Source organism: Caulobacter sp. GW821-FHT10A06, from assembly GCF_059415805.1.
In genome coordinates, this window is record NZ_JBWKNY010000005.1 from 76,431 (window position 1) to 102,147 (window position 25,717).

At 69.2% G+C, this 25,717-nt stretch carries 15 protein-coding genes; 7 read left to right on the forward strand and 8 right to left on the reverse strand.

Annotated elements, in window-relative coordinates; translation table 11 throughout:
- The first annotated feature begins 43 nt into the window (after positions 1–43).
- From AC07NF_RS15235 to AC07NF_RS15245, 3 genes are all read left to right on the forward strand, one after another.
- Entirely contained in the window at positions 44–2,656 is a 2,613-nt protein-coding gene (locus AC07NF_RS15235) for a TonB-dependent receptor (protein WP_494629299.1), read from the forward strand.
- A gap of 74 nt (positions 2,657–2,730) precedes the next feature.
- Positions 2,731–5,274 carry a beta-N-acetylhexosaminidase gene (locus AC07NF_RS15240; protein WP_494629296.1) on the forward strand — a complete coding sequence of 848 codons (2,544 nt, stop codon included), beginning with the start codon at positions 2,731–2,733 and terminating at the stop codon, positions 5,272–5,274.
- 22 nt (positions 5,275–5,296) lie between these two features.
- Entirely contained in the window at positions 5,297–7,081 is a 1,785-nt protein-coding gene (locus tag AC07NF_RS15245) for a glycoside hydrolase family 9 protein (RefSeq protein WP_494629294.1), read from the forward strand.
- Here the strand turns inward: AC07NF_RS15245 and AC07NF_RS15250 are convergent.
- The 3 genes from AC07NF_RS15250 to AC07NF_RS15260 all read right to left on the reverse strand — a co-directional run bounded on the left by AC07NF_RS15250 (position 7,078) and on the right by AC07NF_RS15260 (position 11,388).
- Positions 7,078–10,281, reverse strand: coding sequence for a family 78 glycoside hydrolase catalytic domain (locus AC07NF_RS15250; RefSeq protein WP_494629291.1), 3,204 nt, complete (start codon positions 10,279–10,281; stop codon positions 7,078–7,080). The two genes, AC07NF_RS15245 and AC07NF_RS15250, sit on opposite strands and share 4 nt — an antisense overlap.
- A 7-nt stretch (positions 10,282–10,288) precedes the next feature.
- On the reverse strand, positions 10,289–10,681 hold the full coding sequence (locus AC07NF_RS15255; protein ID WP_494629288.1) for a hypothetical protein: 393 nt from the start codon (positions 10,679–10,681) through the stop codon (positions 10,289–10,291).
- Positions 10,682–10,776: 95 nt separating this feature from the next.
- The gene (locus tag AC07NF_RS15260) at positions 10,777–11,388 is read right to left on the reverse strand and encodes a TetR/AcrR family transcriptional regulator (RefSeq protein ID WP_494629285.1); all 612 of its coding nucleotides are present in this window, start codon (positions 11,386–11,388) and stop codon (positions 10,777–10,779) included.
- A 166-nt stretch (positions 11,389–11,554) separates the two neighbouring features.
- On the opposite strand from AC07NF_RS15260, the gene AC07NF_RS15265 reads away from it, so the two are divergent.
- On the forward strand, positions 11,555–13,132 hold the full coding sequence (locus AC07NF_RS15265; protein ID WP_494629281.1) for a carboxylesterase/lipase family protein: 1,578 nt from the start codon (positions 11,555–11,557) through the stop codon (positions 13,130–13,132).
- A 30-nt stretch (positions 13,133–13,162) separates the two neighbouring features.
- On the forward strand, positions 13,163–15,394 hold the full coding sequence (locus AC07NF_RS15270; protein WP_494629279.1) for a TonB-dependent receptor: 2,232 nt from the start codon (positions 13,163–13,165) through the stop codon (positions 15,392–15,394).
- Between the two features lie 63 nt (positions 15,395–15,457).
- Here AC07NF_RS15270 and AC07NF_RS15275 read toward each other — a convergent pair whose 3' ends face one another.
- Complete coding sequence (locus AC07NF_RS15275; protein ID WP_494629277.1) at positions 15,458–17,368, reverse strand: cellulase family glycosylhydrolase; 1,911 nt, start codon at positions 17,366–17,368, stop codon at positions 15,458–15,460.
- Between the two features lie 199 nt (positions 17,369–17,567).
- Between AC07NF_RS15275 and AC07NF_RS15280 the strand changes: the two genes are divergently transcribed.
- Entirely contained in the window at positions 17,568–18,923 is a 1,356-nt protein-coding gene (locus AC07NF_RS15280) for an MFS transporter (protein WP_494629273.1), read from the forward strand.
- Positions 18,920–20,512, forward strand: a complete 1,593-nt coding sequence (locus AC07NF_RS15285) for a tannase/feruloyl esterase family alpha/beta hydrolase (protein ID WP_494629270.1) — start codon at positions 18,920–18,922, stop codon at positions 20,510–20,512. Before AC07NF_RS15280 ends, AC07NF_RS15285 begins: the two co-directional genes overlap by 4 nt.
- On the opposite strand, the gene AC07NF_RS15290 is transcribed toward AC07NF_RS15285, so the two are convergent.
- From AC07NF_RS15290 to AC07NF_RS15305, 4 genes are all read right to left on the reverse strand, one after another.
- Complete coding sequence (locus tag AC07NF_RS15290) at positions 20,492–21,679, reverse strand: ComEC/Rec2 family competence protein (protein ID WP_494629268.1); 1,188 nt, start codon at positions 21,677–21,679, stop codon at positions 20,492–20,494. The two genes, AC07NF_RS15285 and AC07NF_RS15290, sit on opposite strands and share 21 nt — an antisense overlap.
- A complete protein-coding gene (locus AC07NF_RS15295; protein ID WP_494629266.1) occupies positions 21,679–24,057 on the reverse strand; it encodes a TonB-dependent receptor in 2,379 nt (792 codons plus the stop codon). Before AC07NF_RS15295 ends, AC07NF_RS15290 begins: the two co-directional genes overlap by 1 nt.
- A gap of 93 nt (positions 24,058–24,150) precedes the next feature.
- The gene (locus tag AC07NF_RS15300; RefSeq protein ID WP_494629263.1) at positions 24,151–25,116 is read right to left on the reverse strand and encodes a FecR family protein; all 966 of its coding nucleotides are present in this window, start codon (positions 25,114–25,116) and stop codon (positions 24,151–24,153) included.
- A complete protein-coding gene (locus tag AC07NF_RS15305) occupies positions 25,082–25,687 on the reverse strand; it encodes an RNA polymerase sigma factor (RefSeq protein ID WP_494629258.1) in 606 nt (201 codons plus the stop codon). Before AC07NF_RS15305 ends, AC07NF_RS15300 begins: the two co-directional genes overlap by 35 nt.
- Positions 25,688–25,717: the final 30 nt, after the last annotated feature.

Here is a 25,717-nt window from a genome sequence, read left to right on the forward strand (position 1 = left end):
TTCCGGGGCTGACGCGCGGCCAACAAGATAAGGGGGAGTATCCGTGTCTCTATTGCCTACCCGCCGCGCCGGTCTGCTCATGACCTCGGCCCTGGCCGCCTTCGCCCTGCCGGGCCTGGCCGCCGCGCAAGACGCCGCCGCCGCCGGCTCTGACGTCGGCGTGCTGGAGGAGCTGGTCGTCACCGCCTCCAAGCGTGAAACCAAGCTGATGCAGACGCCGCTGGCGATCTCGGCTTTCACGCAGGAAAGCCTGGACCGCCAGGGCATCAAGTCCGCCCGCGACCTGTCGGCCACCATGCCCAATGTGCAGCTCAGCACGGGCGCCGACAGCGGCACGGCCGCCAGCATCCGGGGCGTGACCTCCACCGACTTCACCGAGGTGGGCGAGGGCGCCGTCGCCATCCACCAAGACGGCTTCTATTCGCCGCGCTCGCAAGGCGCGCTGGCCCTGATGTTCGACGTCGAGCGGGTCGAAGTGCTGCGCGGCCCGCAGGGCACGCTGTTTGGCATGAACTCGCCGGCGGGCGCGATCAACATCATCCCCGCCAAGCCGTCGTTCAACGACACCTTCGGCAAGGTCGAGGGCGAACTGGGCAACTACAACGCCCGCGGCCTGCGCGGCAGCTTCAACTGGGGTGTCAGCGACACCTTCGCGCTGCGGGCGGCCTTCATGGTCGAGCAGCACGACGGCTACATGGTCCAGGAGCAGGACTTCACCGACATCGAGTCCCCGGCCTACGGCATCCACAAGGATGGCATTCCGGACGTTGACCAGCGCCGCAACCGGCTGGTGAAGCCCAAGGACTACTACAACAACGCCGACCAGTGGGCCGCGCGCCTGATCGGTCGCTGGCGTCCGACCGACAAGCTGGAGTTCACCGGCACGGTCTCGCGGTTCTCGGACCAGGGCGCGGGCGATCTGGACTTCGTCGACTGCAAGCAGGCTGCCGGCACGATCAACGCCTGCAACCATCCGCAGCGCTATGCCAAGATCAACGTGCCCGGCCGCCGCGACATGACCGTCGACGATTTCCAGCTGAAGGTCGCCTACGACGTCTTCGACAAGGCCACGCTGGAATATCGCGGCGCGTATCAGGACCAGAAGCGCGACCAGATCTCGGACGTCGACGGCGGCGCCCACCCCAACGCCCAGTGGTCCTCGATCGGCGACCCGTCGCTGACCTCGCACGAGGCCGAGCTGACCGGCTACTACCCGATCTGGGACGAGGTCTGGTCCACCAAGGGCAGCCGTTACCGCACCACCAGCCACGAGGTGCAGCTGAAGTCGAGCGGCGCGTCCAAGTTCCAGTATGTGCTGGGCGCCTACTACCTGAAGGAAAACAAGCGCATCCGCTACGACATGGAGATGTTGGCCAACAAGACCTGGACCGACGATCCCCACGCCACGTCGTACGATCCGCACCTGGGCTTCCAGCCCGACGGCCTGCCCGACACCTGGATCTTCGACCAGAACAAGCGGACCACGGAGTCCAAGGCGCTGTTCGGCCAGTTCGACTACCGCGTGCTGCCCAAGGTCAACCTGACCGCCGGCTATCGCTACAGCTGGGATCGCAAGACCGACCAGGGCGGCGTCACCTACGCCTTCTGGGAGGGGACCTCCGCCTGGTACAACGGCCACCACACGCCCGACAGCATCCGCGGCCACCAGTCCAACGACCTGAACTTCGACATGGGCGGCGAGGCGCCCCTGGGCGTGGTCGTGCCGGGCGGCGCGCCCAACAACGTGGCCATGAAGTGGAAGCAGGGCACCTATCGCCTGGGCGCCCAGTTCTTCCAGAGCGACGACGTGATGTGGTTCGCCTCGTTGGCCACCGGCTACAAGATGGGCGGCATGTACGAGATGTTCGACACCTGCAACAACGGGTGCCTGAGCCTGCTGACCTATGACCCCGAGAAGGTGAAGACCTACGAGCTGGGCTACAAGGCGACCCTGCTGGAAGGCCGCATGCGGCTGTCGGTGACCGGCTTCTACAGCGACTACACCGACATGCAGAACACCGGCGACAAGGTGGTCGGCAACGACACCAACCCGCTCAGCGCCAACTTCGGCGACCCCGTCCTGGCCTGGACAACCGACAACCTCAACAGCGCCCGCATCCAGGGCGTTGAGGTCGAGTTCGACATCATCCCCTGGGCCCACGGCCGCCTGTCGGGCTACGGCGCGTTCCTGGACACCAAGATCAAGAACGGCGGCACCTTCACCGACGGCTTCGCCTGCGCCGAGCGCGAGATCCTGAACGTCGCCCACTGCGGCGCGCCGGGCTACGACACCATCGTCGGCAACCAGCTGCCGTTCGCGCCCAAGTACTCGATGTCAGTGACCTACGAGCACAGCTTCGACCTGAAGAGCGGCTACGTCCTGCAGCCCTATGTCCAGGTCCGCTGGCAGGACCGCATGTGGATGGACGTCCAGAACCTGGACCTGCCGCACCTGACCAACGGCCAGGCCGCCTATGCCAAGGTCAATGCCAGCCTGAAGCTCTCGGCGCCGCAGAACCAGTTCTATGTCGAGCTGTTCGGCGACAACCTGACCGACAAGGACACCAAGAACTTCGGCGGCTTCAATCGCGGCGTGATCCGCGGGACCTACGATCCGCCGCGCACCTGGGGCGTGCGACTGGGCTATAGCTTCTGACGTAACCCCATTCGTCGGAACCCCTGGGGAGGGCGGGCCAAGGTCCCGTCCTCCCAATTTCCTTGAGGTCGTTGATGATCGGAAGATCGAAGTCGTGCGTCGCGGGCGGATTGCTCGCCCTGCTGTTGGCCGGTTCGGCCCTGGCCCAGCCCCGCCAGGCCGATCTCGACCGCCTCGCCGCCGATCTCAAGCTGACCTACCGCGTGCTGGACAACCGGCCCGCGCCCGAGGCCTGCAAGCCCGATCCGTCCTGCATGCTGGCCCAGATCTCCCTGGCCGCGCCGAGCGCGCCGGCGGCGGGATGGTCGCTGTACTTCAGCAACGTCAACCGCGTGCTGGCGGCCGGTGGCGACGACTTCACCCTGACCAATATCAATGGCGACCTCTATCGCCTGACCCCGACGGTCAGCTTCGCCGGCTTCAAGCCCGGCCAGCCGATCGTCGTGCCGCTGCGCATCGAGGGGCAGCAGCTGTCGGAGCTCTATCCGATGCCCAACGCCTATGTGGCGGCGGAGGACCTCTCGGCGCGGACCGTCGACAGCACCCGGCCCGTGGTCGATCCCGAGACGGGGCTCGAGACCCTGCCGTTCGTGATCCCGTTCACCGACGAGGCCAAGCTGGCGGGCCGCTCGGCGCACGACCTGACGGTCTGGGCGACCGCGCCGAGGCTCTACGCCGCCAATGCGGGCGCGACGCTGCAAACCGTCCCGCGCGGAGCGATCCTGCCGACGCCGCTGAAGACGCAGTTGGGCGAAGGCAATCTGGACCTGTCGCGCGGCGTGGCGGTCTCGCTGAGCGGCTTTGCGAAGTCAGATGTCGCGGTCGCCCTCGCGCATCTCGGCGTGGCCGAGACCAAGGCCGGTGCGCCGCTGCGCATCTCGAAGGCCAAGACCGAACCCGGCGGCTACCGCCTGACGATCGACGGAGCCGGGATCGTCATCGCCGTCGGCGATGGGGAGGGCGCGGCCAACGCTCTGGCGTCGCTGACTCAGCTGGTCGACGCCGGCCGGACGGTCCCGCGCCTGACGATCGAGGACGCCCCGCGCTTCGGCTTCCGGGGCATGCACATCGACGTCGCCCGCAACTTCCACTCCAAGGCCGAGATCCTGGCGATCCTGGACCAGATGGCGGGCTACAAGCTCAACAAGCTGCACCTGCATTTGGGCGACGACGAGGGCTGGCGGGTCGAGATCGCGGGCCTGCCGGAGTTGACGGAAATCGGCGGCCGGCGCTGCCATGACCTGTCCGAACGCACCTGCCTGATCCCGCAGCTGGGCGCGGGTCCCGACGGGACCGGACCGGTCAACGGCTTCTTCTCGCGCGCCGACTACATCGAGATCGTGCGGGCGGCCAAGGCGCGCCACATCGAGGTGATCCCGTCCTTCGACATGCCCGGCCACTCGCGCGCGGCGATCAAGGCCATGGAAGCCCGCGCCGCCCGCCTGCGCGCCGAGGGCAAGCCGGAGGCTGAGGCGGGCCGCTACCTGCTCAGCGAGGCGGCGGACAAGAGCGCCTATCGCAGCATCCAGCACTACACCGACAACACCATCAATGTGTGCCTGCCCAGCGCCTACGCCTTCATCGGCAAGGTGATCGATGAGATGGCCCGGCTGCACAAGGAAGCCGGCGCGCCGCTGAAGCGCTACCACATCGGCGCCGACGAGACGCCCGGCGCCTGGAGCGGCTCGCCCGCCTGCCAGGCCTATGAGGCCAAGACCGGGATCAAGCCGGCGGACCTGGGCGGTCACTTCATCGAGAAGGTCTCCGCCATGGTCGCGGCGCGGGGCGTGGTCCCGGCCGGCTGGAGCGACGGCATGACCCACGCCAAGGCCGAGCGCATGCCGGCCCGTGTGCACTCCAACTACTGGGGCGACCTGGGCGGCGACGGCAGCGTGGCGGCCCACAGCCAGGCCAACCAGGGCTGGGAGGTGATCATCTCCACGCCCAACGTCCTCTATTTCGACAGCCCCCAGGCCGCCGATCCCAAGGAGCGCGGCTACGACTGGCCCTCGCGCTCAACCGACACCCGCAAGGTGTTCGACTTCATGCCCGAGAACCTGCCGGTCCACGCCGAGGTCTATGCGGGCCTGGACGGCCGTCCGCAGACGACGAAGGACACCCAGCCGCTGAAGCCTGGCGTTCGTTTTGTCGGCCTGCAAGGCCAGCTGTGGAGCGAGACCGTCCGCTCCGACGCCCAGGTCGACTACATGCTCTATCCGCGCCTGCTGGCCTTGGCCGAACGCGCCTGGCGCGCGGCCGATTGGGAAGCGCCATACACGGCCGGCAAGGCCTATGCCCATGACACCGGGGCGCTCACCCAAGGCCAGCGCGATGGCCGCGACGCCGAGTGGAACGCCTTCGCCAACCTGCTGGGCCAGCGCGAGCTGGCGCGGCTGGACGCGGCGGGCGTGGCCTATCGTGTGCCGACGGTCGGGGCGGTGATCCAGGACGGCAAGCTGCGGGCAAACGTCGAGTTCCCGGGGCTGGCCATCGAGTACCGCGTCGAGGGCGGCGCCTGGCGGCCCTACGTCCAGGACGCGCCGGTGTCGGGCCGCGTCGAGGTCCGCGCCCGCTCGGCCGACGGCAAGCGCGCCGGCCGCAGCCTCAGTCTTCAGTAAGAACAACAAACGGGGAGGGCGCATGACCGCCACGACGAGACTTTCGATCCTGACGGGCGTGCTGCTGGCCGGCTCGATGCTGGCGGTCGGGGCGAGCGCTCAGGACCTGAAGGTGCACCTGAACCAGGTCGCGCTGGAGCGCGCCGGGCCCAAGGTCGCGGTGGTCGAATATGCCGGCTCCGGCGCGCCATCGGGCTTCTCGGTGGTCAAGGACGGCGCGGTCGTGCGCTCGGGCGCTTTGACGCCGCTGCCGGCCTTCGGCGAGTGGGGCGCCAAGCGCTACTGGCAGGCCGACTTCTCCGACCTTGCCGACGCCGGGACCTACCAGCTGAAGGTCGAGGCGCCGGGCGCCAGCGCCGCGTCCGCGCCGGTCGTGGTCGCCGACGACGCCCTGTTCGCGACCACGGCCGGTGCGCTGGTCAACTACTTCAAGCTCAGCCGCCACACCGACCCGGCCGACCACAAGATCCGGGTCTATGGCACACAGCGCGTGGTCGACGTCTGGGGCGGCTGGAAGGACGCCGGCGGCGACAACGGCAAGTACCTGTCGCACCTGTCCTACGCCAACTTCTTCAATCCGCAGCAGACGGCCTTCACCGCCTGGTCGCTGGCCAAGGCGTACGACATGGCTCCGCAGCGCTTCGCCAAGGCGGGCCTGGATCGCCAGCTGATCGAGGAGGCGATGTGGGGCGCCGACTACCTGCACCGGCTGCTGGCGCCCGAAGGCTATTTCTACATGACCGTCTTCGACCGCTGGGCCACGCCCGGCGCCGAGCGGGTGGTCACCGGCTATGTCGGGGTCGACGGCGTCTACACCAAGAACTACCAGGCCGCCGCACGTGAGGGCGGAGCCGTGGCCATCGCCGCCCTGGCGCGGGCCGCGCGGCTGTCCAAGGCCAGCGGCGTGGCGGGCGCGTTCTCGGCCGATCAGTACCTGACCGACGCCCAGCGCGCCTTCGCTCACATGCAGGCCAACAACCGGCGCTATGTCGACGACGGTCGCGAGAACATCATCGACGACTACACCCTGCTGCTGGCGGCGGTCGAACTGCACCGCTCTACCGGCAAGGCGGTCTATCTGGAGGCGGCCCGCGCCCGCGCCAAGGCGCTGGAGGGGCGCTGGACCGACAAGGGCTGGTTCCGCAGCGACGACAAGGACCGTCCCTACTACCACGGCGCCGAGGCGGGCTTCCCGGTGCTGGCCCTGACCGAATATCTCGACATCGAAAAGGACGCCGCGCGCCAGGCCTCGGCCAAGACGGTGATCGCCAAAAGCCTGAAGGCCCAGCTGGCCCTCAACGCCAAGGTCGCCAACCCCTACGACTACCCGCGCCAGACCTTCCGGATGTGGAAGGACGGCAAGGCCGTCGGCGGCATCCAGGAGGGCTTCTTCATGCCCCACCTGAACGAGACCAAATACTGGTGGCAGGGCGAGAGCGCGCGGCTGGCTTCGCTGTCCTACGCCGCCCTGGTCGGCGGCCGCGTGGTCGACGCCGCGCCGGGTCAGACCTTCGGCGTGTCGCCGGACCTGGCGCGCTTTGCTCAGAGCAGTTTCGACTGGACCCTGGGCCGCAACCCCTACGACATGAGCCTGCTCTACGGCTTCGGGGCCAAGAACCCGCCGCACGCCGACAGCGCCGGCGACATGGTCAAGGGCGGCATCTCCAACGGCATTACCGGCGCGCCCGACAGCGACTCCGGCCGCGGCATCAGCTGGGCGGCCGGGCCGGACGAACAGAACTGGCGCTGGATCGAGCAGTGGATCCCGCACACCTCGTGGATGCTGCTGGCGGTGGCGGCGACCTAGAAGTCGAAGGTCAGCGCTCCCGGTCCGGCGGCGTAGACGGCGTGGCGGTCGCGGGCGCCTAGCCAGCGTGCGCCGGCCGGCGCACGCGCCAGCCGACGACCGCCGTTGGGCAGCCAGATCTCGGCCTCGCAGGCGCCGGGAATGCGCACCTCCAGCGTGGCGTGTCCGTTGGCTTGGCGCCATTGCGAGCTCACCTCGCCGCGCGGGGTCATCTGCGTCGCCTGCGCGCTAGCCAGGCCCGTCGGCAGGACCGGCCGGATCTGCAGGCGCGCATAGCCCGGCGCGGTCGGACGGATACCCGCCAGACCTTCGTAGAACCAGCTGCTGATCGAGGCGAAGTAGTGGTGGTTCCACGAGCGTGAGCCCAGGCCCCAGCCCTCGGGCATGCTGCGGATGTCGTTCTTCAACCAGAAACCCCAGCTGGGCTCGTCGGTGCGGGTCACGACCTTCCAGACCACGTCGCCATGGCCGTGCTCGCTGAGCAACCGGGGCAGATACCGCAGGGCGTAGACGCCGACGTCCAGCTTGAAGCCCTTGGCCGTGATGTCGGCGGCTAGCCCGTCCATGACCGCCTGCGTCTGGCCTCCGGGAACCAGCCCCAAGGCCACGGGCAGCACGTTCATCGTCTGGATGTAGGGCGACGGCTTGCCGCCCTCGGGCGGGGCGATGTAGCGCCGCTGGGCCGCGTCCCAGTAGCGGGCGTTGTAGGCGGCGCGGACCTTGGCGGCCAGCTCGGCCTGGCCCGTGGCCTTCAGCATGTGGAAGGCATAGGCGCTCGAGGTCGCATCGACGGGACCGGTCGGACCGGCGGCGGCGTATTCGCCCAGGCCGTGGTCGTAGCGGTAGTCGGGCGCTTTCAGGAACCGCGCGGTGTAGTCGGCCAGGCGTTTCTGCAAGGCGCGGACGGGCTCGGCGGCCCGCGCGCCGAACCGCAGTTCCAGCTCCTCGGGCAGCACGAAGGCGGCGACGTCCCAGGCCGGCGTCGGTCCCCAGACATAGTTCCAGCCCGGCGAGTTCTCGAAGCCGTATTCGGGTGTCGAGGGCACGATCTCGGGCAGTTCACCGCTGGCCGCCTGGGCGTCGACGAAGTCGCCCAGCCACTTCTCCCAGGTGCGGACGACGTCGAAGTTGATGGCGGCGGCGGCCGATGAGGCCTGGGCGTCGCCGGTCCAGCCGTTCTTCTCCAGACTGGGCGTATCGGTCTGGGCGGCGTGCAGGTTGTTGAGCAGGCCCTGACGGGCGGCGTCGTGGATCTGGTTGACCAGCGGCTCGGCGCATTCGAACTGGCCGATCGCGGTGACAGCCGAATGGATCTCGACCGCCGTGATCGTGTCCGGCGGCGGCGTTCCGTCCAGCCCCGTGACCTGCACATACCGGAAGCCGCCGTAGCCGAAGACGGGCTGCCAGGTCTCGCGACCTTTGCCGGCCAGGGTGTAGCGCCAGGTCATCAGCTGAGCGTCAATCAGGCCGCTGGCGACCTGGATCGCGCCGTCCTTGCGCAGCTTCTCGGCCAAAATCATTGCGACAGTTCGGCCGGCGGGACCCGTGACGGACAGCTCGGGAACGCCGGTGCGGATGCGGCCGAAGTCGAACAGCCAGACGCCGGGTTTGACTTCCTTCACAGAGACCGCCGCATGGCGCGTGATCGGGGCGATCGGCTCGTGGATCGCGGCGACCAGGCGACCGGCGGGGCCTTTCACTGACAGGGCGGCGTCCCACGTGCGGTCATCGAAGCCGGGCGCGCGCCAGCCGATCGGCTCGCGCCGGGCGTCGCGACGTTCGCCGGCATAGATCGAGTCCCACAGGCAGGGACCGTCGGCGGTGCGCCAGGTTTCGTCGCTGGCCAGCACCTGGGTCGAGCCGTCGGCCAGCTGGATCTCCAGTCGCGCCTTCAGGGCCGGCTCGGCCGTCCAGGGGGCCTTGTGGAAGTACCACTCGTTGGGCTCGGCGATGCCGTACCAGCCGCGCGCCAACTCGGCGGCCAGGACGTTGTCGCCGGCCTTCAGCAGGGCGGTGACGTCGTGCGTCCGGTAGAGCACACGCTTGCCGTAGTCGGTCCAGCCGGCCGCGATCGCGCTCTCGTCGACGGGCGCGCCGTTCAGGCTGACCGCCGCAAAGCCGCCGACGGCGACGTGCAGGCGAGCGCGGACGATCGGGCCTGCGACGGCGAAGGCGCGGCGCAGCAGCGGGGCGGGATGGGCCAGCGGGACGACGATGTCCTTGCCCGGCACGCCGGACGCCAGGATCAGCCCCTCCGCGCCGACGTCACCGCCGGTGAAGGGATTGTCGCCATCCTTGAAGTCGCTCTCGAAGCCGGGGCGGTCGGGCGCCTTGAGGCTGACGGCGTGGATCAAGGCCGCTTCGGCCTCGGGGGCCAGGAAGCCCAAGGTTCCCTCGGCCTGCGCGGCGTCATCCAGAGCGCCGACCAGGGCACCGTCCAGGCTGAAGCGCAGGCTGGTCCCGCGCGCCTCAATGGTCAGCCGGCGACGGCGGCCTTTCAGATCCGCCGGCAGCGGCCAAACCTGCAAGCGCTTGAGCTTGACCTGCGAGCTGGCCCCACCGGGATACTGGCGGACCTGCAGCATCAGGGACGGCGCGCCGTCGACCTCGCCGACGCGCAGCATGTAGGCCTCGCCATAGGTCTTGCCCTCGGGACGGGCCCGGAACAAGACGTCGAAGAAGCGGCCCTTCAGCGTGAAGTCGATGTCGAGGGTCTGGTCGGCCCAGCCCCTGGGCGGCGCGGTGTGGCGCCCGATCCAGGCGGCGTCGCCCCAGTCCTCCGGCGCCAGCAGGCCCATCTCGAAGGCGGCCGGCGCGCTCCAGGCGCCGGCCTGGCCGCTCCCATCCCACAGCCGCACGCGCCAGACCCGCCGAGCGCGAGCGGGCAAAGGAGGTCCGGCATAGGTCGCCTCGACCGCGAAGGCGTCGGCGACCTTGCCGCTGTCCCAGGTCAGGCGTCCGGCCAACAGGTCGGCCTCGGAGGCGGCGACCTGCACGCGCCAGGCGCTCTGCCGCGCGACCGGCGGCCGCCACGACAGGCGCGGGCGGGGTGCGTCGAGGCCGATCGGCCCGGCGGCGTGCTCGGCGGCGAGGGCTCCAGGCGCGGCGGGGGCTGCCGCCGCGCGACCGGAGCTGGCCGTCAGGCACGCCGCCAGAGCCGCCGCCCCGGAGAGGGCGTCGCGCCGGGTGGGACCGGACATGGCGGGATCAGTTCGCGGCGGGCGCGGGCGGGGTAGCGGGCGCAGGCACCTTGGCCAGCGCGTCGCTCAGGGTCTTCAGGCCGTCTTCGTCCAGATTGGCCTGCGGGAAGGTCGCCAGCTGGCGCGGCGTGAAGTTCTTGATCACCTGGGCGATGTTGGCCTGTTCCTCGGCCGAAGCCTCGGGCTGGCCGGCCGCCTCGCCGCGCTTGCGGAAGAATTCGCCGAACACGTCGCGCGCCTTGGGATCGGCGAAGATGTCGGCGATCTTGGTGTCCAGCGTGTAGTAGGGCTGGGCCGGAGCGGCGGCCGCGGAAGCCTGGGGCCGCGCCTGGGCCGTGGCCAGCGGGGCCAGGAACAGGGCGGTCGCCAGCAGGGCGGCGCGCGTCGTCATACGCTTCATCGTTACACTCCCCGATCCCCATGCTTTCGCCTCTCGTGGCCGCATGGGTTATCGTCGTTCACGTTATGCAAGTGCATAACGAAAGTCGAGGGGGTTCAGCGAACCATGATCGCGGCCAGGGCCTCGGCATGCTGTTCGATGACCTCGGGATCGGACGGATCCAGGCCCCAGACCTGTCGGACCTCCGGCGCCAAGGTGTAGAACAGCTGGGCGGCGCCGACGAAGATGTAGACGCTGGCGGCCACCGACACCTTGGGCAGGATGCCCTCTCTCTGACACAGCTGGATGAAGCTCTCGGCCGCCTTGCGGGTCTCGACGATGAACTCGTCGGCGGCCCAGCGGAAACGCTCGCTGTCGCGCACGCTCTCCTGGACCATCAGCCGGGCGTGTTCGGGATGACGGGCCGAGTACATCACCACCGAGCGGATCACCGCCTTGGCGAAGTCGCGATACGACTGATAGGCCGGATCGTCCGGGGCGGGCAGCTTCAGCTCCTCGGCCTGGCGCTGGAACAGGAACGTCACGGCCGAGCGCCACAGGGCGTCCTTGTTGTCGAAGTGGTACTTGATCAGCGCGTGGTGGACGCCGGCCTTGGCCGCGATCTCCCGCGTCGAGGCGCCCTCGAAGCCCTGCTCGGAGAAGATCTCCAAAGCCGCCTGGAGGATGCTGGCCTGGGTGGCGGCCTTCTGACGCGCGCGCAGATTCAAGAGATCGTCCTTCGTCGGAGTGGCTGAGCCCAAGGGGCGGGACACTAGCAACAGTCACACAGGAATGGAAATTGGTTCACCGATCGGTGAATCAGTCTCGACATTTCATTATGCAACTGCATAACGTAACGCTTGAGACGGGCCGACAGAGTCCGAAGGAAACGCCATGCTCGCAATGGGCCTTACCGCCAAACGCCTCGCGCCGCTTCTGGCCGCCGCGACCTGCCTGACCGCCTGTGGCGCGCAGGGCCAGACACCCGCGCCGTCGGCGCCGCTGACGCCCGTCGAGGCGGCCGTGCAGGGCGGGGCCTTGCGCGGCTATGTCGAGGACGGGGTGCGGATCTTTAAGGGCGTGCCCTATGCGCAGGCTCCGGTCGGCGACCTGCGCTGGCGGCCGCCGCAGCCGGCCAAGGCCTGGACGGGCGTGCGCGAGGCTCAGGCCTTCGGGCCCGACTGCATGCAGAACCGCGTGGGCTGGGACGACACCCAGACCAAGCTGCCGGTCAGCGAGGACTGCCTGACCCTGAACGTCTGGACGCCGGCGAGCGCGAAAGCCGCGCCGGTCATGGTCTGGATCCATGGCGGCGGCTACGTGATGGGTTCGGGCAGCCAGCCGGTGTTCGACGGCGCGGCCTTGGCCCGGCGCGGCGTGGTCGTGGTGACCTTCAACTACCGCCTGGGCCGCTTTGGCTTCTTCGCCCATCCGGCCCTCGACGCCGAACATCCGGACGAGCCCAAGGCCAACTACGCCTTCATGGACCAGATCGCGGCCCTGGCCTGGGTGAAGGCCAATATCGCGGCGCTGGGCGGGGATCTCAACCGCGTGACGATCTTCGGCCAGTCGGCCGGCGGTGGCTCGGTCAGCCAGATGATGCTGATCCCGCAGGCGCGCGGCCTCTTCCACCAGGCCATCGCCCAGTCGGGCGGCGGTCGTGACGTCTGGCCGCTGCTGGCCGCCGACCGGCCGGGCAAGATCTCGGCCGAGGCCATCGGCGCCGCCTTCGCCGACAAGGCGGGGGCCAAGGACGCGGCCGCCTTGCGCGCCCTGCCGGCCGCCTTGCGCGCCCTGCCGGCCGCCAAGCTGCTGGGCAAGCTGGACTTGCTGAACATGGAGGAGGCGACCTTCTCCGGTCCGGTGGTCGACGGCCGCCTGGTCACGGGCTCGGCGGTCGAGGGCTTCGCGGCCGGTCGTCAGGCAAAGGTCCCGCTGCTGATCGGGGCCAACAGCGACGAGCTGGGCATCATCCCGGGCTTCCTGAAGGGGATGTTCGCCGGCAAGACCATCGCCCAGCTGGGGTTGCCCGAAGACAAGCTGTTGGCGATCTACGGGACCAAGTCGGCGCTGAACAACGACCTGCCCAGCGACGCCACCTTCGTCGAGCCGGCCCACGCCCTGGCGGGATTGGCGGCCAAGGGCGGCCAGCCGGTCTGGAGCTACTGCTTCGGCTACGTCGTCGAGGCCAAGCGCAAGGATTGGCGCGGCGCGCCGCACTCCGGCGACCTGGGTTTCGTGTTCGACACCCTGGGCAAGTTGAAGGACGCGCCGTCGCCCGCCGACCAGGCCGTGGCGACGCGGTGGGCCGACACCTGGGCGACTTTCGCCAAGACCGGCGATCCGGGCTGGGCCCGCTACGACCCGGCGACCGACCAGCGGATGACCGTGACCAACAACGGCGCGGCCCTGGCGGCGACGCCCGACCGCATCCGCGCCCTGGGGGCTCTTCGAGACACCCAAGCGCGCTGAGACATCAAACAAAAAGGGGAGGCAGAAAAAATGAAAAGCTTGAAGACAGCCCTGGTGCTGGGGATCTCGATCAGCGCCCTGGCGACCGGCGGTGCGATGGCCCAGGCGGCCAAGCCCGACGAGACGATGATGATCACCGAGGTGGTCGTCACCGCCCAGAAGCGCGAGGAGAAGCTGCAGGACGTGCCCATCGCGGTGAGTGTGGTTGGCGAGACCGACCTGCAGCGCCGCAACATCGGCAATATCGACCAGCTGAAGCTGCTGGTCCCCAGCTTCGAGGCCACCTCTTTCGGCGTGTCGGTGCGCGGCGTGGGCACCTCGACCTTCTCGACCTCGATCGAGCCGACGGTGTCGACCGTGCTGGACGGCGTGGTGCTGGGCCGGCCCGAGATGGCGCTGGGCAGCTTCTATGACGTGGCCCGGGTCGAGATCCTGCGCGGGCCGCAAGGCATGCTGTTCGGCAAGAACGCCTCGGCGGGTCTGGTCAGCATCACGACCAACGCGCCGAAGCTCGGCCGCGTCGAGGCTATCGCCAATCTGAACCTGGGCCAGGACGGCTACAACAAGTCCGACGCCACGGTGAACCTGCCGCTGGGTGACAAGGCGGCCCTGCGGGTGGGCGGCTTCGTCAACAAGCTGGATGGCGTGCTGACCAACAAGAAGGACGGTCGCACGTTCAACGGCAATGACGAGTGGGGCGCGCGCGCCAAGCTGCTGTGGCGGCCGTCGGACACCGTCGACGTGCTGATCACCGCCGACTACGCCAAGCAGGATCAGTCGATCACCTGGTCGCCCTATCTGCTGAACCCGACCGGCGTCATGGGCCTGGCCCTGGGCGCCTGCGGGGTGAAGGCCTCGCCCAAGAACGCCGACCTGTGCATCGACGGGCCGCAGTACAAGGACCGCGAGAACTACGGCTTCGCGGCCCAGGTCGACTGGAGCCTGCCGGGCGGCCTGACCCTGACCTCGATCACCGCCGGCCGCCGCGACTTCGACTTCAGCAACGGCGATTCCGACAGCCTGCCGATCAACATCCTGAACAACAACATCTCCAACCAGGACCTGCGGCAGGTCAGCCAGGAACTGCGCCTGGCCTCGCCCACGGGCGGCAAGCTGGAGTACGTGGCGGGGCTCTACTACTACCGCCAGAAGACCAACCAGGTGACCGACCAGACCGGCACCTTCGGCGTCTCGCCCGTGCCGATCATCAACTCGACGATCAACAGCCTGGTCGACACCCAGAGCTACGCGCTCTTCGGCCAGGCCAGCTACCAACTGACCGACAAGCTGGCCTTGATCGGCGGCGCGCGCCTGACCAAGGACAAGGTCAGCCTGGACTTCCGCCAGTTCACCCGGCCGGGTTTCTTCGGCATCAACCCGACGGTGACCTTCGACGACACCGCCAAGGAGACCAATGTCTCGTGGAAGGTCGGGGTGCAGTACCAGCTGGCTGAGCGGGCGATGGGCTATGCGACGGTGTCGCGCGGCTACAAGGGGCCGGGCTTCAACCAGACCGGCGTCAGCAACGCCACGACCTCCCAGGAGGTCGGTCCCGAGATCCCGACCAGCTACGAGCTGGGCGTGAAGACCACCCTGCTGGGCGGGCTGGCAGTGCTGAACCTGGCGGCCTTCGCGACCAAGTTCGAGGACTACCAGGCCCAGACCGTCGACTTCACCCTGACCCCGCCGGCCTTCCGCACGATCAATGCCGGCGAGCTAAAGACCAAGGGCATCGAGGGCGACCTGACCGCCGTCCTGGCGCCGGGCCTGCTCGTCACGGCTTCCGCGGCCTATATCGACGCCCAGTACGGCAGCTTCGCGCCGATCTCGTGCGATCCGGTCACCACCCCGTCGGGCTGCGTTCTGATCGCGCCGGGCCTCTACGGCTTCAACGCCTCGGGCAAGTCGCTGAGCGGCGTGTCCAAGTGGAAGACCAGTCTGGCGGCGGTCTATGAGCGGTCGATCGGCCACGGCCTGCAGGTCAACGCCTCGGCCGACTATGGCTGGCGCGACGGCTACAACGCCTCGGCCACGGGTGATCCCAGCACGGCGATCAAGAGCTACGGCATCCTGGGCGGGACGATCGGCATCGGGGCCGAGAACGACCGCTGGCGGCTGGCGGTGTGGGGCAAGAACCTGACCGACAAGCGTTTCCCCAGCGCGCTGTTCACCACCCCGTTCGGCGGCAAGGGCGACTACAGCCAGGTGCTGACGGGCGATGCTTTCCGTCGCTACGGCGTGACCCTGAACCTGCGCTACTGAGATCCTACTCCATCAAGCGCAACGACTGGCCGGAGGGTTTCCCCTCCGGCCTTTTTCGTTTGATCAGGCGGGCTCGACGATGATCGACAGCGGCCCAGCCTCGGCGGCCCAGACGAGCACCTTTTGAGCCGCACGATCGTGGGACCAGCGAGCGGCGGCTTGCGAGGCGGTGACGCTTACGCCGCCGGGGAAGCGAGCTTCGGGCACGTAGATTTCGGTGGGGGCGTCGATCGTGGGATCGGCCTCCAACTCTAGTTCGAACCGGTCGTCGGCGTAACGCGCCGTCGTGATCACCCCCTGGGCCAGCGGCGCATAAGGACGGCAGAAGCCCAGCAGGGCGCGGGCGCCCGCGTCGGGGTCGTTAGGCGTGTCGCCATCGACCTGGTCGGGCGAGAAGATCGACAGGTCCTCCTGGTTCCAGCCATCGCCCACCCGCAGGTCGTTGCGGTTGCTGGCTGTGTAGTTCCACTGGGTCGAGGACAGCTTCAGGGCGTCCAGGGCGTCGTACATCAGCGCCAGGGCCTGGGCGTGGGCGGTCCAGACGTCTTCGCCGCGCTCGCCCCGCGCCCAGGCCTCGAACGCCTCGCCGTGATTGAGGTCGTAGGGGATGCCGAACTCACCGATCAGGGTCGGCGCGCCGTCCTCGCCGAACTTGCTGCCCAGCCAGCCGATATAGGCCATTTGGTTGAAGTACTTGGCCTTCAGCGGGGCGTCGTGCTGGTCGGGGTCGAAGCGCTTCTTGCGCAGGATGTCGATGTCGTACCAGTGGCTGGCGTTGACGCTGCGCTCGGGCATGGTGTCGGGGAAGAACCGGCCGGTGCCAACCAGGTAAGGGCACAGCTCGGCGAACAGCAGCCAGTCCGGACGCACGGCGCGCACCGTCTCGGCGACCCGCGCGAAGAACGGCCCCATGCACTGGTTCTCGTGGTCGATCGGCTGGCCGTCCTTCAGGCGGAAGAAGTCCTCGTCCAGCACTAGGTCGCCGTCGGGATCGAGGCGCCAGGCGCCGGCTTGCTCGAACGGGTCGGGACCCTCGTCCCGCCAGATCGAGGCGCCGGCCGTATTGGCGATCTGGCGGTCGATCAGACGCAGCACGCCGCGCTCGTCGCCCCAGCCCAGATTGGCCACTTCCACGGTGCGACCCCGCGCGGCGCGCAGGCCGTCCAGCGGTGTCCAGGCCGCGCCGGGCCAGACGGGCAGGGGATCCTCGGGCGTCGCCTTCAGGCGCGGCGCGCTCATCGGCAGGCCCACCCAGCCCAGGCCCGGCTCGTTGAAGGTGTCGAAGCCGATGACGTTGTCCAGGTGCGCCACCCGGCGCGCCACGGCGGCCATGGCGCCCAGATAGTGGTCCTGCAGGAAACGCTGGACGTTGTGGCCTTCAACCATCCAATCCGGCGTCAGGATCTCGCCGGCGAAGAAGGCGCTCCAGGCGATGCCATTGGCGGCCAGGCGATAGTTGCTGGCCCAGCTCATCATCGGATAGCGGTCTTCCTGCCGCCGTTCCTCGCTCGTGTAGTCGTAGCGGTGCTGCATGACGTGGGCGGCGTCGGCGGCGTCGAACTTGGTGAAGTCCAGGCCCAGGGCCTCGAACACCCAGCCGGGCGCGCCGTCGCCGCCGCTCATCCGGCTCCAGACGTCCTGGTGGAAGTCGACGAAGACGAACAGGCCGTGAGCCTGCGCCCGCTCCACGATGGCGGTGAAATAATCGAGGTAGTCTTCGTCATACTGGCCGGGTCCCGCGTGCTCGACGGCCTCCCAGGTGGTCAGCAGGCGCAGGGTGTTGAAGCCCCAGCGGGCGATGCGCGCCAGGTGCGCATCAGCTTCCTCCAGCGGGAAGGGGCGACCCACGAAACTGACCGTCCGGTGGTCGGAAAAGTCACTGAGCCGGTCGGTGCCGCCGTCGGGCCAGGGGACCTTGCAATCGCCCCCCAGATTGACCCCGCGCAGGATGGCGTGACGTCCGTGGGCGTCCACGAAACGGCTTCCAAGAACATCGATCGACGGCTTTGACATTCCGCTCCCCCGGGGGCATTGTGATTTCGTTATACAAGTGGTGAATAAACGGGGCGCGCCGGTTGGTCCAGCCCCGAACGGGGAGGCGGAGTTGGGAATTCCAAGCGTTGCGGGGAGTGATGTCCCGAGGCTGACGGCTGTCCGAAAGGCGGCCATCGGCATGGGCGATTTCGGTTTCAACCTGTATTGGCAGACGGCCGGGCTGTACCTGCTGTTCTTCTATACGGATGTGCTGGACCTGCCGGCGGCGACTGCCGGTTTCATCTACATGGCGGCCCTGATCTGGGACGCGGCGCTGGATCCGATCCTGGGCGTGCTGGTCGATCGCACCCGCACCCGCATGGGCCGCTACCGGCCTTATCTGCTTTTGGGCGGAGCGCCGCTGGCGCTCGGGTTCGTGGCGGTGTTCGCCGGGCCGGTCTGGCCGGGCGCCGGGGCGATTGTCTTCGCGGCGGTGACCCACCTGCTGTTCCGCACCCTCTACGCCGTGGTCTCGATCCCCTATGCGGCGCTGTTCGCCCGCATCACCCGCGACAGCACCCAGCGCGGCGACATGGCCGGCGTGCGGATGGTGTTCGGCACCCTGGCGGCCATCGCGGTGGCGGCCCTGACCCTGCCGGTGGCCCAGGCCCTGTCGACGCCCGAGGCGCCGCGTCGCGGCTGGCTGATCCTGGCGGCGGTCTACGGCGTCATCGCCGCCCTGTGCCTGCTGGCCACCGCCTGGGCCGCGCGCGGCCTGGACGTCGCCGACGAGGAAGCCCTGCCGCCGCGCCCGCTGCGCGACGTGCTGCGCAGCCTGGCCGCCAACCGCGCCCTGATGCTGGTGCTGGGGGCGGTGGTGCTGAGCGCCTTCTCGGGGACGATGTTCTCCAAGAACCTGCTCTACTATTTCAAGTACGTGGTCGGCGACGCCAAGCTGGGCAGCGCGGCGTTGGCCATCGGCGCCCTGACGGCGGCGATCTGCGTGCCGGCCTTCGCGGTCGTGGTGCGGCTGGCGGGCAAGCGCGCGGCGTGGCTGATCGGCGCGGTGCCGGGCCTGGCGGGCCTGGTGATGTGGCACTTGGCCGACGGCCACGGCGTCACGCTGTTGTTCGCCGCGGTGGCGCTGCAGGCCATGGGCCTGGCCTCTTACGTGGTCTGCTTCTGGGGCATGCTGCCCGACACCGTCGAGTACGGCGAATGGCGCACCGGCGTACGCACCGAGTCGCTGGTCTTCGGCCTAGTCGTGCTGGGCCAGAAGGCGGCGCTGGGCCTGGGCGCGGGGTTCCTCGGCATCGCCCTGACCCATGTCGGCTACGCCCCAAACGCGACCCAGAGTCCCGAGACCCTGGCCGGCATCAAGGCGATGATGTTCTGGATCCCGCTGGTCGGCGGCATCGCCTCGGCGGGCCTGATCGCCCTCTATCCCATCACCCGCGCGTCGCACGAGAAGATGGTGGCCGAGATCGCCGCCCGTTCGGCCGACGCGCCGGTCGCCCCCACCAAGCTTTCGCTACAAGAGACGGTGATCCAATGACCCGCGCCGCTTATCTGGCCGCTCCCCTGGCCGTTCTGGGATCGCTGGCCCTGGCCGGCCACGCCCACGCCGCCACGCCCTGCGACGACCTGGCCAAGGTCCAGATCGCCGGCGCCAAGATCACCGCCGTCAAGGCGATGGCGATCGGCGCGCCGCAGGAGATCGAGGTGTTCGGCATCCCGCCGCTGCCGACCTCGGCCGCCTATTGCCGGGTCAACGCCACCCTGTCGCCGACCCCGGCTTCGTCGATCAAGGTCGAGGTCTGGCTGCCGGCGGAAAGCGCCTGGAACGGCAAGTTCATGGCCACCGGCAACGGCGGTTACGGCGGCACGCTGGGCGGACCGCGCCTGGCCATGCGTCCGGCGGTCAAGGCCGGCTACGCCGTGGCCGGCACCGACATGGGCCACACCGAGGACGGCGCCGGCGGCTCGGCCGAGTGGGCCCTGAACCAGCCCGACAAGATCATCGACTGGGGCCATCGCGCCAACCACGAGACCGCCGTCTTCGCCAAGGCCCTGATCGCCGCCCACTATGGCAAGGGTCCGCGCCGCGCCTATTTCACCGGCTGCTCGGACGGCGGCCGTGAGGCGCTTATGGAGGCCCAGCGCTATCCGACCGACTTCGACGGGATCGTCGCCGGCGCGCCGGCCAATGCCTGGACGCGGCTGATGGGCAGCTTCGCCTGGTCGTGGAAGGCCGTGCATGAGGCCCCCGAGAGCCGCATCCCCGATGCGCTGCTGCCGGTCATCCAGAAGGCCGCCCTGGCCCAATGCGACAAGCTGGACGGCGTCGCCGACGGTGTGGTCGAGGATCCCCGCCGCTGCCGCTTCGACCCCGTCGTGGTCCAGTGCAAGGACGGCCAGACGAAAGAATGCCTGACCCCGGCCCAGGTCGCGGGTCTTCGCAAGCTCTACCAAGGTCCCCGCGACGGAAAGGGCAAGTCGATCCTGCCCGGCTACCCCGCCGGCGGCGAGGCCACGCCCGGCGCCTGGCCGCTGTGGATCAGTGGCGAGAAGGCCCAGCACCCGTCCTTCGCGCGCTCGTTCTTCGCCAACTTCGTCTATTCCAACACCGGCTGGCAGCTGGCCCAGCTGAACCTGGACAAGGACCTGAAGGCCGCCAAGGCGATCGCCCCGACCGTGGCTTCGGACAATCCCGACCTCTCGGCCTTCAAGGCGCGGGGCGGCAAGCTGATCCTGTTCCACGGCTGGTCGGACGCGGCGATCACGCCGCTGGCGACGATCCAGTATTACGACGCCGTGCGGGGCAAGATGGGCGTGAAGTCCGCCGACAGCTTCTCGCGCCTGTTCATGGTGCCGGGCATGTCGCACTGCTTCGGCGGGCCGGGGCCCAACAGCTTCGACATGCTGGCGACGCTGGACGCCTGGGTCGAAGGCGGCGCGGCGCCCGAACAGGTGATCGCGTCCAAGAAGGACAACGACTACGCCGACCTCCTGGGCATGCCGGCCAAGGCTGTGCGCACCCGTCCGCTGTGCGCCTATCCGAAGGTCGCCCAGTGGGACGGCAAGGGCTCGCCCGAAGTCGCGGCCAGCTTCAGCTGCGTGGCGTCAGGCCGTAAGGGGACCTGATATCGTGCGTACCGTGTCCGCTTCGTCCCGATTGTCGGTGACGACGATCCGATAACTGCCGCCGCCGGGCGCGACGCGGACCACGATGTGGCCTTCGCGCGCGGCCAGGCGGTCGGTCAGCCACTTGTGGGCCATCTCGTTGGCGGGCGAGAGACCGGTGGCGAAGACGTCGCGCGGACCGGGATACAGCCGCTGGCTCAGCATCCGCTCCAGCACGTCGCTGCTGGGGTGGGCGACGTGCCAGGCGGGGATGATCCAGGCGCGGGGCTTCAGCGCCCGCACCACGTCCGCGCCGGTGGCGTCGAACATGCCGTGGTGAGCGGCGACGGCGACATCGACCTGTCCGGAGGCCTGGGCGGCGGGCGTTTCGACATCACGCCAGGGCAGGGTCCCGTCGAAGCTCTGGCTGGTCAGGTCGCCGGCCGCGAAATAGCCGAACGCGCCATAGCGCAGGCGGATGGCGGCCGAGCAGGCGTTCTCGTCGGGGACGTCGTCCTTGGAGAGCGTGTCGATCGCCGGAAACAGGCGGCGGGTCTCGGTTCCGCGTCCGGTCCACACCTCGCCATTGGCCGCCAGGTTGCGGACCTCGGCGCCGGGCAGGGCCAACTGGTCGGCGGCCCCGACCCGGAAGCGCTCGACCTTGCCGCCGGCCTGGATCCGTTCACGGACGAAGGCGACATAGGCTTTCAGGAACGGCGCGTCCGAGGGCTTGGGATAGGCGTAGTCGGGCCAGGCGCGATCGACCAGCTTGCCGATCGGCATGGCCTTGGCGACGTCGTACAGGCCGTCGATATGGTCGGGGTGCAGATGGCTGACCAGGAAGGCGTCCAGCTTCGGCGCGCCCGTCGCGGCCAGATGCCGGCGGGCGTAGCGACCGATCCACTCGCCGGGACGGCGCTCGGCGCTCGGACGAGCGTCAAGGCTGGCCGGCGGCGGCGTGGTGCTGGCTCCAGCGTCGATCATCAGGCTGGAGCCGTCCGGCCCGATGATCAGCGTCGAGTCGCCCTTGCCGGTGCTGATGTGATGGATGTCCAGGCCGCCGCGCCGCCAGGGGCGCAGCGGCTGGCCGACGGTGTCCTCATCAGGAAGGGGAGCGGCCGCGCCCAGCCCCATGCTGCCTAGGGCGGCGCCGAGCAGCAGCCCCCGCCGGGTCACGACCGCCGCCATCAGAACTTGGCCGACAGCATGACGCCGACCGTGCGCGGCTCGCCCAGATACTCGGCCAGCACGCCCTGGGTGGACGGGGTCAGCAGGAAATCGACATCGCCCAGGTTCTTGGCCCAGGCGGTCAGCATCCAGCGGCCGTCCTGGCTCTCATAGCCCAGCGACAGGTTGGTCAGGGCGTAGCTGTCGATATGCAGGTTCGGGTCCTTGGTCGCGCCGGTGTAGTAGCTGTCGGTATAGGCCCAGCTGACCGACCCGGTGACGTAGCCCTTGCCGTTCAGCGGGAAACGCACGTCGGCGGCCACCGAGCCCTTGTTGCGCGGCGACGAGCCCAGCGGATTGCCGGTGTTCACCGCCCCGCCGGGGATGACGAAGTCGTCGTAGACGGTGTCCAGCAGGCCGTAGTTGGCGCTCAGGTTCAGCCAGGGCAGGGGACGCCACGCCACCTCGACCTCGGCGCCCTCGACCGTGGCCTGGCCGGCGTTGGTGATGGTCAGCACCCGGGTGACGTTGTTGAAGAACAGCTCCTGCTTGTCCTTGTAGTCCATGTGGAAGACCGAGGCGTTGATCCGCAGGGTGTCGGCCAGCCACTGGGACTTCACGCCCAGCTCGTAGTTGGTGACGGTCTCGGGATCGAACGGCTGGGCCAGGGCGGTGATCACCGCCGCGTCGGTGTTGAACCCGCCGGCGGTATAGCCGCGCGTCACGCTGCCATAGACCTTAAAGTCCTCGCGCGGCGTCCACGACAGGACGGCGCGCGGCGTGACCTCGCTCCAGTCGGCCTTGAGGTCGCGGGCGGTGAAGCTGCCGGTGGCGGGGCGGATGAAGTCGGTGCGGACCAGCGAGGCGGTCTTCTCGTCGTGGGTGTAGCGCGCGCCTAGGGTCAGGTCGAAGGCGGCCGGCAGGTGCAGCGTGCCGTCGACGAAGGCGGCGTAGCTCTTGGTCTTCACGGCCTGGTCGGTCAGGACGTCGGACGAGGCCACGCCGGTGACGGCGGCCAGGCCGCGCGTGCGCAGCTGGCGCTTGGCGTCCTCGTCGGCGAAATAGACGCCGGCCACCAGGTCGCCGCGCGACCACTTCGGGCTGGCCCAGCGGATCTCTTGCGAGAATAGGCCGACATCGTCGACGTCGCGGTTGACGCTCTGGGTGTTGGTCCCCGTCAGAAAGCGATAGCTGGCGCCGGTGCCCGAATAGTCCTCGCCCGACTGCGACCAGCGATAGCCGGTGATGGCCGTGACCTGGCCGACCGGGGCGTTCCAGTAGATCCGCCCCGAGGCGCCCCACTGGTTGCGCGCGAAGCCTTGGACGTAACCGAGTTCCGAGGTGCGGCGATCGCCGTCAGAACCGGCGGCCTTGGACGACAGCGTGCGGCCGCCGTTGTGGTCTTCGGAATAGTCGGCGCCCAGCAGCACCTCGACATCGTCGCTGGCCTGGAGGCGGGCCTGGGCGCGCAGGCTCTTGCTCTCCAGGTCGTCCTGCTCGCGGCCGGTCAGGCGGTCCTTGCCGTAGCCGTCGTGCTGCTTCAGCGAGCCGGCCAGGCGCAGGGCCACGGTCTCGCCCACGGGGATATCGACGCGGCCGTCGAACTGCTTGAGATCATAATTGCCGCCGCCGATGCGGACCGAGCCCGAGGTGTCGCCATAGGCCGGCTTGCCGGTGTCCAGCACGATGGCGCCGCCGGTGACGTTGCGGCCGAAGAGGGTGCCTTGCGGACCTTTGAGCACCTGCACCGAGTTCAGGCCATAGAGCTCGAAGATCGCGGCGCTGTTGCGGGGAATGAACAGGTCATCGATCACCACGGCCACCGGCTTGTTGGCGCCGATCTGGGTGAAGGTGTTGGTCGCGCCGCGCACCGCGATGGTCGGGCTGGACTGGCTGAACGCCGAGACCAAGAGGCCCGGCGTCAGGCGCGAGATGTCGCGCAGGCTCTCCAGGCGATAGGTCTCGACCGCGCGGCCGGAAAAGGCGGTCAGCGAGATCGGCACGCCCTGGGCGGCTTCCTCGCGCTTCTGGGCGGTGACGATGATGGTGTCCAGGGCGGTCGGCTCGGCCTCGACGGGCGCGCTGGCCGGCGTCGCGACGCGGCGCAGGACGATGACGCCGTTGCTGTCGGAGACGATCTCCAGACCGGTCCCCTCGATCAATTTGCGCAGGGCGGCGCGGGCGTCCATCGGGCCTTTGAGCGCTTGGGTGCGGACGCCTTCCAGGCCGTCGGCCGGAGCCACGACCTGCAGGCCCGCCTGCCGTGCGAAGCTCGAGATGGCCGAGGCCGCGCCCTGGGCGGGCACGTCGAAGGTTCGCTGCTGGGCCGTCGCCGGCAGGGCGCAGGCCAGGAGGGCCAGAGCGGCCGCGCCGCCGGCCAGGGTTTTCTTCCGCATCATGTGATCGCCCCGAAATTCGCCGGTCCCGCGCCGGCCTCATCGGGGTGGAGCCTCGATGTCGAAACTCCCGCCATGCCGTCCTCGAAAAAAGTTTCAGCCGCGGGTGAGACGGATGCCGTCGGTCTCGTTGGTGGCCCGTAGCCCAAGGCTCAGCGCGGCGGCCTTGGCGAAGCCGTCGGGATCGCTGGCCGAGAACAGGCCGGTCATCTTCAGCTTGGCGACCGTGGGATCGTCGATGACGATGCGGCGGTCGGAATAGCGTGCGAACTCATCGGCGGCCTGGCCCAGGGTCAGGCCGTCCAGGTCGATCTGGCCCTGCCGCCAGGCCATGGCCCGGTCGACGGCGGCCGAGCCGACGGTCGTGGGCGTCAGGGCGCCGGCGCTGGCTACCTGTACGGCATGTTCAGCGGCGAGGCGCACAGGCTTGCCCTCGGCCCCACGCCAGACCTCGACCACGCCTTCGCGGACGATGACCCCGACCTGGCCGTCGGCGTGGGTGCGGACCGTGAAGCTGGTGCCGACCGCCCGCACGCGCACGTCGCCGGCTACGACGACGAAGGGGCGGGCAGGGTCCTTGGCGACGTCGAACAGGGCCTCGCCGCGCAGCAGGTCGATGCGCCGCATTTTGCTGTCGAAGGCCGCGCGGATCGTGGTGTCGGTGTTCAGGGTCACGGCCGAGCCGTCTTCGAGCGGCGCGCGGCGGATGTCGCCCTTGGCGGTGGTCACCCGGCCCTTGAGGCTGAGCGCGCCGTAACCGACCGCGCCCACCACCGAGGCGGCGGCCAGCATCCCACCAGTCGCCAGCAGGCGGCGGCGGTCGGCAGCCTTGGCGGCGGGATGCGAGGCGGGCGCGAAGTCGGCGCCCAGGCCGGCGGCGCGGTCCAAGTGGGCGCTGACGGCCAGGGCCTTGGCATAGGCGCCGGCGCGACGCGGATCCTGCGCCGCCCACGCCTCGAGGGCGGCCTGGTCCTGATCCGACAGCGGCCCCCGATCGACGCGCGCGGCCCAGGCGGCCGCGGCGGCGTCAATGTCGGCGCTGCTCTCTCGGATCGTGGTCAACTTCACTCTGTTCCTGGTCGGTACGGGTCCTAGATGCCTGGAAGCGTCCGTTTCCGCCACGTCCCAATGCATTCATCAGCACGCCGATGCCTTTTCCGACGTGCTTCTCGACCGTGTTCTCGGAAACGCCCATGCGGCGGGCGACCTCGCGCTGCGACAGGCCGTGGACCTTGCGCAGGGTAAAGGCCTCGCGGCACTTGGCCGGCAGTCCAGCGATCAGGGCGGCGATGCGCGAGAGTTCCTGGCGATCGGCGGCCACCGTCTCAGGCGAGGGCTCGTCGCTGGGCGGCTCCAGGCCCTCGGCCTCGGCAAGGGCTTCGAAGGCGACGATACGGCTACGGCGCAGGGAGCGCAGCACCACCGACTTGGCGACCTCGAACATGTAGGTGCGGCCATTGAGGATGTGGTCGACGCTCTCCAGGGCCGCGAGGATCGCGTAGGTCTCCTGGACGATGTCGTCGACCTCCAGACCCGCCAGGGGACGGCGGGCCAGCCACGCGCGCAGAGCCGGCTCGTGCGGCAGCGCGTTGCGCGCCAGCCAGATCGCCCGCTGTTGGGTGGCCAAGGTCATGGGACCAGGGTGGTAGCGATGATTTGTGAC

Excerpts from the sequence above, each read along its gene's own strand:
- AC07NF_RS15285 (WP_494629270.1), top strand. The coding sequence starts at position 18,920 with ATGACCCGCGCCGCTTATCTGGCCGCTCCCCTGGCCGTTCTGGGATCG.
- AC07NF_RS15270 (WP_494629279.1), top strand. The coding sequence starts at position 13,163 with ATGAAAAGCTTGAAGACAGCCCTGGTGCTGGGGATCTCGATCAGCGCC.
- AC07NF_RS15265 (WP_494629281.1), top strand. The coding sequence starts at position 11,555 with ATGCTCGCAATGGGCCTTACCGCCAAACGCCTCGCGCCGCTTCTGGCC.
- AC07NF_RS15245 (WP_494629294.1), top strand. The coding sequence starts at position 5,297 with ATGACCGCCACGACGAGACTTTCGATCCTGACGGGCGTGCTGCTGGCC.
- AC07NF_RS15280 (WP_494629273.1), top strand. The coding sequence starts at position 17,568 with ATGGGCGATTTCGGTTTCAACCTGTATTGGCAGACGGCCGGGCTGTAC.
- AC07NF_RS15255 (WP_494629288.1), bottom strand. The coding sequence starts at position 10,681 with ATGAAGCGTATGACGACGCGCGCCGCCCTGCTGGCGACCGCCCTGTTC.
- AC07NF_RS15305 (WP_494629258.1), bottom strand. The coding sequence starts at position 25,687 with ATGACCTTGGCCACCCAACAGCGGGCGATCTGGCTGGCGCGCAACGCG.
- AC07NF_RS15290 (WP_494629268.1), bottom strand. The coding sequence starts at position 21,679 with ATGGCGGCGGTCGTGACCCGGCGGGGGCTGCTGCTCGGCGCCGCCCTA.
- AC07NF_RS15250 (WP_494629291.1), bottom strand. The coding sequence starts at position 10,281 with ATGTCCGGTCCCACCCGGCGCGACGCCCTCTCCGGGGCGGCGGCTCTG.
- AC07NF_RS15295 (WP_494629266.1), bottom strand. The coding sequence starts at position 24,057 with ATGATGCGGAAGAAAACCCTGGCCGGCGGCGCGGCCGCTCTGGCCCTC.
- AC07NF_RS15240 (WP_494629296.1), top strand. The coding sequence starts at position 2,731 with ATGATCGGAAGATCGAAGTCGTGCGTCGCGGGCGGATTGCTCGCCCTG.